Genomic DNA, 8,423 nt, shown 5'->3' with positions numbered 1-8,423 from the left:
GCTTTCACGTCAATTTTTTATAGGTTCCTTTATAATATGTCTCAGCATTTATTAGCAAGCGTGTCTGATGAATCAGACCACCCTATTTCTCATTAGAGAAATGGGAAATTTGCCAAACTACAGATAATTAATTTGTTAACAGTGTCAGACGATAATTTGTAATGTTTTTGTAAGGGGTGATTCTATGAAGATATTTTCTAACGAAGCAGAGATGAATGGAATAATGAAAGTAGCAGAACTAATGTGTATTGCAGCGCGAACAGCGCCAAAGGCGAGAGGAATAGATAACATTGTTACTTCAATTCTGACAGATACAGAAAAAGAGCAACTTGCGGCTAAAATGGTTGAAATAGCAAATAGCGGTTATCGGACGAACACATTTTTGCGTGATGCGGACTGCATAAAAAAAGCAACTGCAATTGTTTTAATCGGGACAAAAATTTCTGTAATCGGGCTTGATTGCGGCTTCTGTGGATTTGAGAATTGTAAAAAATGTGAGGACTTAAAAGGCGTGTGTATTTATAATCCAGGTGATTTAGGTATCGCTATCGGTTCTGCAGTTTCAATCGCATCCGATAATCGGATTGATAATAGGATTATGTATACTGCTGGCTATACTGCTGTAAAAAATAAAATGCTTGGCAGCGATATAAAAATCGCATTCGGGATACCGCTCTCTGCATCAGGCAAAAATATATTTTTTGAACGAAAATAGTTGTTCATTTTTTTGTCTTCTTTCTTATCAGTTCATTGAGTTCTTCTACTAAATCGTGTAATTCATCATCTTTACGAATTTTGATTTCAAACGGCTCACCATCAATTTCCTGTCTCACTATTTTTTCTAATCTGTGGAGTGGTCCTGCAATTTTATGTGAATACCGCAAAGAGAAATAACCTGCAATTACAACAAAAACTATCGTTTCAATTATCAAGAAACTATTTAAACTGAAAAGCATATCTTTTATTCTTGCAACTCCAAAATAATCCAAGTTCATCTTTTCTATAGCAGATAGAAATGTTATATAAATTGTTAAAATCACCACTCCCATCATTGAAAGTAACGAAAAAATAGTAAATATAAAGTACTTGAACTGCAATCGCTTTTTACGAATAACTGTTTTAAAACTGCGTTTCTCCTGTTTAATAGTTAACAAAAGATATTTTAACCACAGTAACTTATTATGAATAAAAGTTTTCATTTTGCCTCCTCTTTTTCTTTTATTTCTTTTTCTATTTCATATGCCTGATTAAAAAATCTTTTTGCTTCCATTCTATCACCTTCGTTTAACAGTACTTCCCCTGTTTTTCTTAATGATTGCACAACTAAAACATCCTCGTTGATTACTGAACTTATCTCTATTGATTGTTTGTAGGATTCAATCGCTTGAGCAGGTTTATGTTGTCTGGAATACGCATCTCCGATTTTGTTTAATAGTTCTGCCATCAATTTCATATCTTCTCTTTTTTCAGAATTTGTCAGAATCTGTAAAATTTGGTTATATGTTTTTACCACATTCTCATATTCATTCACCAACTCATATACAATAGCAAGATTATTCAATACAACAACCATATCACTCAGATTTTCAAGCATCCGTTTTATTTCAAGTGCTTGCTTGTAAAACTGGATTGCCTTTTGGTATTCTTTTAAATTTTTGTAACACAAGCCGATATTGTTCAATGCAATACCTTCAATCTCTTTGGAATATATTTCCTGTGAAATTTTTAATACCTTGCTAAAACTTGTAATTGCAGATTGGTATTTTTTGTCGTTATAAAACTTCAAGCCTTCTCTGTAATACAAGAGTGCTTCCTTTTTTGTCTGAGCGATTAAACCAGAAGTAGTTAAGATTGAGGTTGAAATTAAGATTAAGATAAGTTTTCGCAGCATCTCATTTGTTAAAATCTTCTAACTGCTTGAACAGGTCATCAAACCCTGTTTCTTTTTTGGCAGGTTTTTGTTCGGTTCGCCCGATAGGTTTTTCTGTGGTTTTTTTCTCAATAGTTTCTTTCCGTAGTGTTTCTGTTTTATACTGTCCTAAACTAATTTTTTTGACGATAATTCTCGGTGGCAGTTTACCTTCGTTTAACGCTACCACACCACCAGCATTCCCGTTATAATAAATCCTGAACGGCGCATCTTTGATTGCCGGCTGATATGAGAACCCTTTAATCTCTAACTCGGTTTCCCATTTCGGATGAATTATCAGTTTGCCATTGGCATCTGCGATACCTTTTACAATCGGGATTGAAAACCTGATTTTATACACGCCGTTAACATCCGTCACCGCATTCTCAAACCCGATACCATCAACCATCACCTGTATATTTGGCATTGGAGAATCGTTTTCGTCAACAATTACACCCATCAAAAAACCTTCTACCCAATCAGTGTATTGTGCATTTGAAACAAACAAGAACCGTTTATAGCCGGCAAGTTTTTTGACAACTGCTAAATCTGTAAGACGGTCCGGGTTCAGATTTTCATTTATTGTTGTAATTTTGCCAGTTGTTTTTTTACCAAAAATAAACCCGCAACCGCTAAAAAGGCAATTAAAAATGTAAAATGTAAAATATAAAATGACTAATAAAACCAAACCATAATTTTTAATTTTTAATTTTTCATTTTTCATTTTCATTTTTATTCCCTCTCTTTTTTAGCAATAATTTTATCTATTTCTGCATCTTTCTTTTTTGCCCATCTGTTCTCAGAAAATTTACTTACAAGTAGTTCTTTTATTTTTTTGATTGCATCCGGTTTCTGCGGAAATGTCCAGTACTCCTCAATTATTCGTTGATAGACCTGTATCGCTTCTTTATATCTTGAAACCTGCTCTAAAATTTTTGCTGCCTCTTCTAATGCCCAAGCTGCATACTGGCTTTTTGGATATCTATCTGTAAGCTCCATATATGCTTCTGCGGCTTCATTCCATTGATTCATTCTTGTGAATGCTTCTGCAATTTTTTTCTGTGCTTCATCGCCGTAATAGATATCGCCAAACTGGTCAATATAATACTGGTATTCTGCAATCGCTTCGTTGTATTTCCCGTCGTAATAATACTTTTCTGCCCGTTGAAATTGCTGTACCGCTGCCTGATTTCCCCAGTAATCGCCGGTTCTGACAGGTCTTTTAGAGGCACAGCCGGAGAAGGCAGTGAATAGTGAATAGTGAATAGTGAATAGTAAAAACCAGTTCCAATTTTTAACCTTTAACCTTTCACCTTTAACCTGCTCCATAATCACTCCTTGGGTTGAATATAATATGCTAATAAAATTAATCCACCAGAAACCAAAAATCCTATAATAAGGTCTGCAATGTTCAATTTATGTTCAACAAATTGTTTTATTACAATTGCACTTAAAAATATCTTACTCAAATCGGCAAAATATTTTGCTAATAACTCTTTCTTTTTGTTCATTGTTTCTGACGACGTTCTGAACGTTTAACAAGAATTGTTGCAATTGTAGCAAGAAACAGTAATACTAATCCCACAATAGAAAGCCAACTCATAACTCCTCCATTTAATCTTTATTTATTTTTTTCTTCTACAACCGCCTGAGCGGCGGCAAGTTTGGCAATCGGCACACGGAATGGCGAGCAGGAGACATAGTCCATTTTGACACGGTGACAGAATTTTACTGACTCAGGGTCGCCACCATGTTCGCCGCAGATACCGACTTCAAGATTTTTTCTGGTTTTCCTGCCTCGTTCAATACCGATTTTTATCAACTCACCGATACCTTCAAAATCAATTGTTGCAAACGGGTCGCAAGGCAGTATTTTTTTAGTAAGATAGTCAGGCATAAATCCGCCAATATCATCTCTGGAAAAACCAAAGCCCATCTGTGTTAAGTCATTAGTTCCAAATGAAAAAAACTCAGAAACTTCAGCGATTTTTCCAGCGGTTAGAGATGCTCTCGGAATTTCAATCATTGTACCAAATAGATACTGAATTTTGTTTAAGCCAAATTTCTTTAATACTTCCTGATAAACCCGCTCAACAATTCTTTTCTGGTTTTTTAGTTCTTCCACAATCCCTACAACAGGTATCATAATTTCTGGTATTATTTTTTTGCCTTGTTTTACGAGTTCGGCGGATGCCTCAAAAATCGCACGAATCTGCATCTCAGTAATTTCAGGATAGGTGATACCCAGCCGGACACCACGATGTCCCATCATTGGATTTGACTCATGTAGCGCATTTGCTCTATTGTTAAATTCGTCGTCGGTTATGCCTAACGCATCTGCAAGTTTTTTTCGTTCATCTTCTCGTTTCGGAACGAATTCATGCAACGGCGGGTCTAAAAGCCGAATCACAACCGGGAAGCCCCCCATCGCTTCTAGTGTGCCTTTAATATCATCTTTGACAAACGGGAACAGTTCGTCAAGCGCTTTTTTGCGTTCCTGCTCATCTTTGGATATTATCATTTTCCTCAATAAAAACAATGGCTGTTCAGAACCTTTCCCGTAAAACATATGTTCTGTTCTAAAAAGTCCGATACCTTCAGCACCAAAATTTCGTGCACGTTTGGCATCTTCAGGCGTATCCGCATTTGTTCTAACACCAAGTTTTCTGACTCCGTCGCATAATTTCATAAATTTTACAAAATACGGATTTTCTTCTGCTGCTTTTACCATTGGAAGTTGCCCGCGATATATGTAGCCTTTAGAACCGTTAAGCGTGAGCCAGTCGCCTTCTTTCAGAATGACATCGCCGACTTTCAATATTTTTTCTTGATAATCAATATGAAGTTCTCCAGCACCGACGATACAGCACTTACCCCAGCCTCGTGCAACAAGTGCAGCGTGTGATGTCATTCCACCTCTTGCAGTCAAGATTCCTTTCGCAGCACGCATACCTTCAACATCTTCCGGATTCGTTTCCTCTCGGACAAGTATTACATTTTTACCAGATTTTGTCCAAGTAACCGCTTCATTTGCAGTAAAAATAATCATCCCTGTAGCGCCGCCAGGACCTGCTGGTAGCCCTTTTGCAATCGGTTTAGAATTTTTTTCTGAAATCGGGTCTACAATCGGATGCAGCAGCTCGTCAAGTTGAGACGGTGCTATTCGCAGAACTGCGGTTTCTTTTGTAATCAGTTTCTCATTCACCATTTCAACAGCCATTCTGACCGCGGCAGGACCGTTTCGTTTCCCAACACGGCATTGTAACATCCACAGTTTACCTTCTTGAATTGTGAACTCAATATCCTGCATATCTTTATAGTGTTTTTCAAGTTTTTTCTGATAAGAATCAAGTTCTTGATACAGTTCTGGCATCGCTGTTTCAAGTGAGGCAAGATTTTTGTTCTGCTCCGTTTTGCCCTGCTCGTTAATCGGATTAGGCGTTCTGATACCTGCTACGACATCTTCGCCTTGTGCATTAACAAGCCATTCGCCATAAAATATTTTTTCGCCTGTAGCAGGATTTCTTGTGAATGCAACGCCGGTTGCAGATGACTCGCCCATATTCCCAAAAACCATCGCCTGAACATTTACCGCAGTACCCCACTCGTCTGGAATATTCTCTATCCGACGATAAGATATTGCGCGCTTACCATTCCAGGATTGAAACACTGCGCCGATTCCGCCCCATAACTGTTCTCGCGGGTCTTCAGGAAAATTTTTGCCAAGCACCTCTTTCACTTTTAACTTATAAATTTCAATTAGTTCCTTTAAGTCATCAGCAGTTAAGTCAGTATCCTGTTTCACACCTTTCTTTTCTTTCATTTTTTGCAATTCTTTTTCTAACTGCTGACGGATACCTTTGCCTTCTTGTGGCTCAATCCCTTCCGCTTTTTCCATCACAACATCACTATACATTTGTATAAGTCGGCGATGCGCATCATAGACAAATCTCGGATTATTCGTTTTTTTGATAAGCGCTTCTCGGGTTGCAGTATTTAAGCCGATATTTAATACCGTCTCCATCATACCCGGCATTGAGCGTCTGGCACCGCTTCTGACGGAAACTAAAAGCGGATTCTCCTTATCACCGAATTTACAATCCATTAAACTTTCAACTTTTTCAAGTGCATCTTCAACCTGTTTTTTCAGTTCAGGCGGATATTTTTTTTTGTTTTTGTAATATGCTGTGCAGACATCGGTTGTGATTGTAAAACCTGCCGGGACAGGCAACCCAATTTTTACCATCTCGGCAAGATTGGCACCTTTACCGCCTAACAGATTTTTCATTTTTTCGTTTCCATCCGCATGACCTTTACCAAAAAAATATACATACTTTTTTGCCATATAATATCAGTGGTTATGTGATTAAGTGATTAAGTGATTAAGTGATTAAGTGCTGGATTGGCAAGCCCAGACAAGTCGGGGTGCGCAATGACATTACTAACCACTAACCACTTATCCACTTTTTGTTACTGCCTTTCACTGCCTCCTACGAACCCATTTTTATCAGAAATACGACTCGCCTATTTTTTGCCCTGTTTTCTTCAGTATCATTGGAATCAATAGGTTTATGTTCACCATATCCGATTGCTGCTACTTTTTCAGGCGGGATTCCATGCTTTTGAACAAGATATTTTACCACATTCGTTGCACGCGCAGTTGAAAGTTCCCAATTAGATGCAAACTGTGAAGTCGCTATCGGAACATTGTCGGTATGCCCTTCAACTATAAGTGTATTTTTTTCAAGTTTCATTCCACTTATTAGTGCAGGTGCTATTTTATCAATATACATTTTTGTTCCGGGTAAAAGTTCAGCACTGCCTGAAACAAAAAATGGAACTGTCTTTTGCTCCTGCAAAGAAATTTGTAATCCTTCTTTTGTCATCTTTGATTCACCGGCAATCTGTTCTTTTGCCATTGTTTCTTTTACCTCTTTTGCCGCTTTCTGCATCGTGCCTGAAAACGCAGCTGCTATTGCATACATCATTATAAAAAATGCACAGAGTTCAGTCATTAAATCAGCGTAATTAACAAGCCATGGCGGTGCAGCGTGACCTACCTGTGAAACTCTCGGGTCGTTTTCAGAAATATAGCCTCGCGGTGATTTTAGTATCATATATTATTTCCCGGCTGATTTTATTGCTAAACGTTGCGCTGGCTCAAGATACGCTTTCAGATTTGATTCCATAATTATAGGACTTACACCTGATTGTAAAAGTAAAACACCTCGTATAACTATTTCTTTTACAAGTAGTTCTTCTTCAGACCGGCGTCGTAATTTTCCTGCCATCGGATAAAACAAAAGATAGCCGGCTGAAAGACCGTAAAATGCTGCCGAAAGTGCTAATGCCATTCTGGCTGGCACTTTTGACGGGTCGTCAACACTGCTTAACAGCAAAATCATTCCTAAAACAGTACCGATAATCCCAAATGCAGGTGCGTAAGTACCAAGCGAGTTAAAAATTTCCTGACCAACTTTGTGCCGTTCCCTAATAAATCCTATTTCTGTATCCAACATATTTCGTATAAATTCCGAGTCAAAACCGTCTATTACCAACTGGACGCCACGCCGCATAAAATCGTTTTTCACATTTTTTACATCACCTTCTAACGAAAGGATTCCTTCGGTTCTCGCTTTTTTGGTAAAATCAACAAATGTGGTAACGATTTCGGTTGTATCTTCACCAGTGGTTAAAAGTACTTTTCTTAAAACTTTTCTTACACCTAAAACCTGACTTAACGGATAATTGACAAGTAGCGCACAAAAAGTCCCACCAATTACAACTAAAAAGCCTTCTGCATTAACAAAAAGTTTTAGCGCACCAACACCCTGCTGCAGAACAATTGCTCCGACAGCTAAAAATAAAAATACGATTATGCCACCAACTGTCGCTATATCCATAAACTATTCCTCCATCATTTATTATGTATTTTTTTCTTTAATTCAATAATTTTATTTGCTACTTCATCAGGTGATTCTTTAACTATTGTGCTTTTACCCGTCGTTAAAAGAATAGTGGTGTTCGGATGACACTCAATGTTTTCTATCAGGTCAGGATTGATATAAATTTCTTGACCATTAAGTTTTGTCAGTTTTATCATTGAATTTATTATATAATTTTTTACCGAATTGTCAAGCATTTTTTTAATAATAAAAAAAATCCTCACTTATGGCGGTTGATGTAAATCAACTTTAAGCGCGGATTTTTAACCTGTTATTTATCTTATTTTTTCTGCTGATACAACTGCCCAGCTTTATTAAAATGTTCTCTCATCAGTTTCCTTTTTTCTCTGCCATTTGTAGTTGCAGACCATTGGTCTGCTCCCAGTCCCTCTGTCCCTCTGTTTCCCTGTCTCTCCGTCCCTCTGTGGCTCTGTCGCTCGTTTATGTCATTCCCGAATGCTGTTATCGGGAATCCAGTTGTCGTATTGCTCGTAAGTCAACCAATTCAACCCCGTTGTATAATAAAATAAAATAAAGTACATAAAGTTCAAAAGAGCAAGACACACATG

10 protein-coding genes are annotated in these 8,423 nt (G+C 37.6%); 1 reads left to right on the top strand and 9 read right to left on the bottom strand.

Annotated elements, in window-relative coordinates; genetic code table 11:
* The first annotated feature begins 184 nt into the window (after positions 1 to 184).
* Positions 185 to 715: a DUF2148 domain-containing protein gene (locus tag AB1349_11590; protein ID MEW6557972.1), complete on the top strand. Its 531-nt coding sequence runs from the start codon at positions 185 to 187 to the stop codon at positions 713 to 715.
* A 4-nt stretch (positions 716 to 719) separates the two neighbouring features.
* On the opposite strand, the gene AB1349_11585 is transcribed toward AB1349_11590, so the two are convergent.
* The 9 genes from AB1349_11585 to AB1349_11545 all read right to left on the bottom strand — a co-directional run bounded on the left by AB1349_11585 (position 720) and on the right by AB1349_11545 (position 8,012).
* Positions 720 to 1,199 (bottom strand): hypothetical protein, encoded by a 480-nt coding sequence (locus AB1349_11585; protein ID MEW6557971.1) that lies wholly within the window; start codon positions 1,197 to 1,199, stop codon positions 720 to 722.
* A complete protein-coding gene (locus tag AB1349_11580; GenBank protein ID MEW6557970.1) occupies positions 1,196 to 1,891 on the bottom strand; it encodes a tetratricopeptide repeat protein in 696 nt (231 codons plus the stop codon). The genes AB1349_11585 and AB1349_11580 overlap by 4 nt, the downstream gene beginning before the upstream one ends.
* Position 1,892: 1 nt before the next feature.
* Positions 1,893 to 2,639, bottom strand: coding sequence for a hypothetical protein (locus tag AB1349_11575; GenBank protein MEW6557969.1), 747 nt, complete (start codon positions 2,637 to 2,639; stop codon positions 1,893 to 1,895).
* A 2-nt stretch (positions 2,640 to 2,641) separates the two neighbouring features.
* Positions 2,642 to 3,238, bottom strand: coding sequence for a tetratricopeptide repeat protein (locus AB1349_11570; protein MEW6557968.1), 597 nt, complete (start codon positions 3,236 to 3,238; stop codon positions 2,642 to 2,644).
* Between the two features lie 2 nt (positions 3,239 to 3,240).
* Entirely contained in the window at positions 3,241 to 3,420 is a 180-nt protein-coding gene (locus tag AB1349_11565; GenBank protein MEW6557967.1) for a hypothetical protein, read from the bottom strand.
* Between the two features lie 110 nt (positions 3,421 to 3,530).
* Positions 3,531 to 6,254 carry a pyruvate, phosphate dikinase gene (gene ppdK, locus AB1349_11560; protein ID MEW6557966.1) on the bottom strand — a complete coding sequence of 908 codons (2,724 nt, stop codon included), beginning with the start codon at positions 6,252 to 6,254 and terminating at the stop codon, positions 3,531 to 3,533.
* A 145-nt stretch (positions 6,255 to 6,399) separates the two neighbouring features.
* Positions 6,400 to 7,026, bottom strand: a complete 627-nt coding sequence (locus tag AB1349_11555) for a flagellar motor protein MotB (protein ID MEW6557965.1) — start codon at positions 7,024 to 7,026, stop codon at positions 6,400 to 6,402.
* 3 nt (positions 7,027 to 7,029) lie between these two features.
* Complete coding sequence (locus tag AB1349_11550) at positions 7,030 to 7,812, bottom strand: MotA/TolQ/ExbB proton channel family protein (GenBank protein MEW6557964.1); 783 nt, start codon at positions 7,810 to 7,812, stop codon at positions 7,030 to 7,032.
* A gap of 14 nt (positions 7,813 to 7,826) precedes the next feature.
* A complete protein-coding gene (locus AB1349_11545) occupies positions 7,827 to 8,012 on the bottom strand; it encodes a flagellar FlbD family protein (GenBank protein MEW6557963.1) in 186 nt (61 codons plus the stop codon).
* Positions 8,013 to 8,423: the final 411 nt, after the last annotated feature.

It is taken from the genome of Elusimicrobiota bacterium (genome assembly GCA_040757695.1).
In the GTDB taxonomy this organism is placed as follows: Bacteria; Elusimicrobiota; UBA8919; order UBA8919; family UBA8919; genus JBFLWK01.
This window is presented reverse-complemented; position numbering and strand designations above follow the sequence as displayed.

Excerpts from the sequence above, each read along its gene's own strand:
- AB1349_11590 (MEW6557972.1), top strand. The coding sequence starts at position 185 with ATGAAGATATTTTCTAACGAAGCAGAGATGAATGGAATAATGAAAGTA.
- AB1349_11565 (MEW6557967.1), bottom strand. The coding sequence starts at position 3,420 with ATGAACAAAAAGAAAGAGTTATTAGCAAAATATTTTGCCGATTTGAGT.
- AB1349_11570 (MEW6557968.1), bottom strand. The coding sequence starts at position 3,238 with ATGGAGCAGGTTAAAGGTGAAAGGTTAAAGGTTAAAAATTGGAACTGG.
- AB1349_11585 (MEW6557971.1), bottom strand. The coding sequence starts at position 1,199 with ATGAAAACTTTTATTCATAATAAGTTACTGTGGTTAAAATATCTTTTG.
- AB1349_11550 (MEW6557964.1), bottom strand. The coding sequence starts at position 7,812 with ATGGATATAGCGACAGTTGGTGGCATAATCGTATTTTTATTTTTAGCT.
- ppdK (MEW6557966.1), bottom strand. The coding sequence starts at position 6,254 with ATGGCAAAAAAGTATGTATATTTTTTTGGTAAAGGTCATGCGGATGGA.
- AB1349_11575 (MEW6557969.1), bottom strand. The coding sequence starts at position 2,639 with ATGAAAATGAAAAATGAAAAATTAAAAATTAAAAATTATGGTTTGGTT.
- AB1349_11545 (MEW6557963.1), bottom strand. The coding sequence starts at position 8,012 with ATGATAAAACTGACAAAACTTAATGGTCAAGAAATTTATATCAATCCT.
- AB1349_11555 (MEW6557965.1), bottom strand. The coding sequence starts at position 7,026 with ATGATACTAAAATCACCGCGAGGCTATATTTCTGAAAACGACCCGAGA.
- AB1349_11580 (MEW6557970.1), bottom strand. The coding sequence starts at position 1,891 with ATGCTGCGAAAACTTATCTTAATCTTAATTTCAACCTCAATCTTAACT.